Source organism: Actinoplanes sp. NPDC049802, assembly GCF_040656595.1.
Lineage (GTDB): Bacteria > Actinomycetota > Actinomycetes > Mycobacteriales > Micromonosporaceae > Actinoplanes.
In genome coordinates this window covers 107,758-109,313 of the sequence record NZ_JBFAMR010000025.1, presented here as the reverse complement: position 1 = coordinate 109,313, position 1,556 = coordinate 107,758, and the positions used below count along the sequence as shown (strand labels likewise).

Below are 1,556 nucleotides of genomic sequence, written 5' to 3'. Positions count from 1 at the left end.
GTGCGGGCGCCTACGGGTCAGGCACGCATTCCGGTGAGGTACCGGTTGGCCCGGCGGTGGCACTTGATTCGTGCGGGCGCCTACGGGTCAGGCACGCATTCCGGTGAGGTACCGGTTGGCCCGGCGGTGGCACTTGATTCGTGCGGGCGCCTACGGGTCAGGCACCCATTTCGGTGAGGAACCGGTTGACCCGGCGGCGGCTGGTGAGACGCAGGCAGCGGGCGTGTCCCGCGTGCTCGGCGATCAGCGCCTCGACGCGTGGGCGCATGCGATGCCGGTAGCGGAGCACGTACCAGAGGAAGGAACCGTTGATGCGGTGGCGTCCGCCGCGGCGGGCGATGGACCACAGGCACGTGGTCGCGGGCAGGTCCAGGAAGATCACCGTGTCGGCACGGGCCAGGCGGATCGGCAGCGTCGACGCGTAGTTGCCGTCGATGATCCACCGGTCGGCGGTGGCGAGGTCACGCTGCATCGCGGCGAACTCGCCCGCCGGGGCGGCGTTCCAGTCGTCGTCGTAATAGTGGTCGTCGAGATGGGCGACCGGGAGCCCGAGCCGTTCGGACAGTCGCCGGGCGAGGTGGCTCTTGCCCGAGCCGCCGCAGCCGACGATCGCGATCCGCCGCATCGGTGCGGCCGGGCCGCCGGACGGCTCCCGGCCGGGGCGCCAGTCGAAGATGCGCAAACACGCCTCCCACTGCCGGTGCCGTTCCGACCAGGGCCGTCTCCGTGATCTTATCGCTGCGGACCGGCCCTTACGCGCGATCGGAGGGCCGGTGAGTCATCCCCGGACGATAACGTGACGGGAGGTTCGGTCAGGCGGCTGACCGTAGCCGTCCCACCACGTCGCCGCGCCGGGTACGGCGTACCAGAAGGCGGTCTCCGGGCCCGAGAGCGGGCGTCATGCTGTCGCCGGCGACGTCGATGAGCAGGAACCGCCGCCGGGCCACCGCGAGCGCGCCCCCGGCCAGAACGACCGCGACCGCCGCCGGAACGCCATTCGTCATGCGTGTCTCCGGTGTGATCGGTGGTGCCGGACGGGTCAGCGGCGGGAGTCGTCCGCTGTGTCGGTGACGCCGGGCGGATCAGCGGACGCGAGCCGCTCCACGGAAGAGCCGGACGATCTCGTCGAGCCAGACGAGGGCGGCCACGCCGACCGCCGCGACCGTGGCGCCGGCCAGGGCCTGTGGCGCGGTGACCCCGGCGAGCGCGCCGGTGGCGGCGGCGCTGAGCAGCGCGGCGCGCAGCACGTGCCGCCGGGACACCGGAGCACGGGACGCCCCGAAGCAGTGACAGCCCGCCCGGGCGCCGTGCCGGACCGCGGTGAACAGGGCGGCCGTGAAGGAGGCGAACAACGTCGCCGCGAGAGCCAGGCCCACGGTGGCGCCGGATGGCCACAGCAGGGCGCCCACCACGACGGCCTCGGCGGCCACCTCCGCCTCGGTGGCCATCCCGGCCTCGGTGGCCATCCCGGCCTCGGTGGCCATCCCGGCCTCGGTGGCCATCCCGGCCTCGGTGGCCATCCCGGCCTCGGTGGCCATCCCGGCCTCGGTGGCCAG

3 protein-coding genes are annotated in these 1,556 nt (G+C 73.6%); all 3 read right to left on the bottom strand.

Annotated elements, in window-relative coordinates; genetic code table 11:
- Nucleotides 1-157 precede the first annotated feature (157 nt).
- Nucleotides 158-682 carry a topology modulation protein gene (locus tag AB0I88_RS19385; protein ID WP_361025885.1) on the bottom strand — a complete coding sequence of 175 codons (525 nt, stop codon included), beginning with the start codon at nt 680-682 and terminating at the stop codon, nt 158-160.
- Nucleotides 683-812: 130 nt separating this feature from the next.
- Nucleotides 813-1,004 carry a S24/S26 family peptidase gene (locus tag AB0I88_RS19380; protein WP_361025882.1) on the bottom strand — a complete coding sequence of 64 codons (192 nt, stop codon included), beginning with the start codon at nt 1,002-1,004 and terminating at the stop codon, nt 813-815.
- Nucleotides 1,005-1,082: 78 nt separating this feature from the next.
- The coding region (locus tag AB0I88_RS19375; protein ID WP_361025879.1) for a MauE/DoxX family redox-associated membrane protein at nt 1,083-1,556 on the bottom strand (474 nt) is incomplete at its 5' end.

What these genes read in the sequence shown, in the direction of transcription:
- AB0I88_RS19380 (WP_361025882.1), bottom strand. Translation starts at nt 1,004, where the DNA reads ATGACGAATGGCGTTCCGGCGGCGGTCGCGGTCGTTCTGGCCGGGGGC.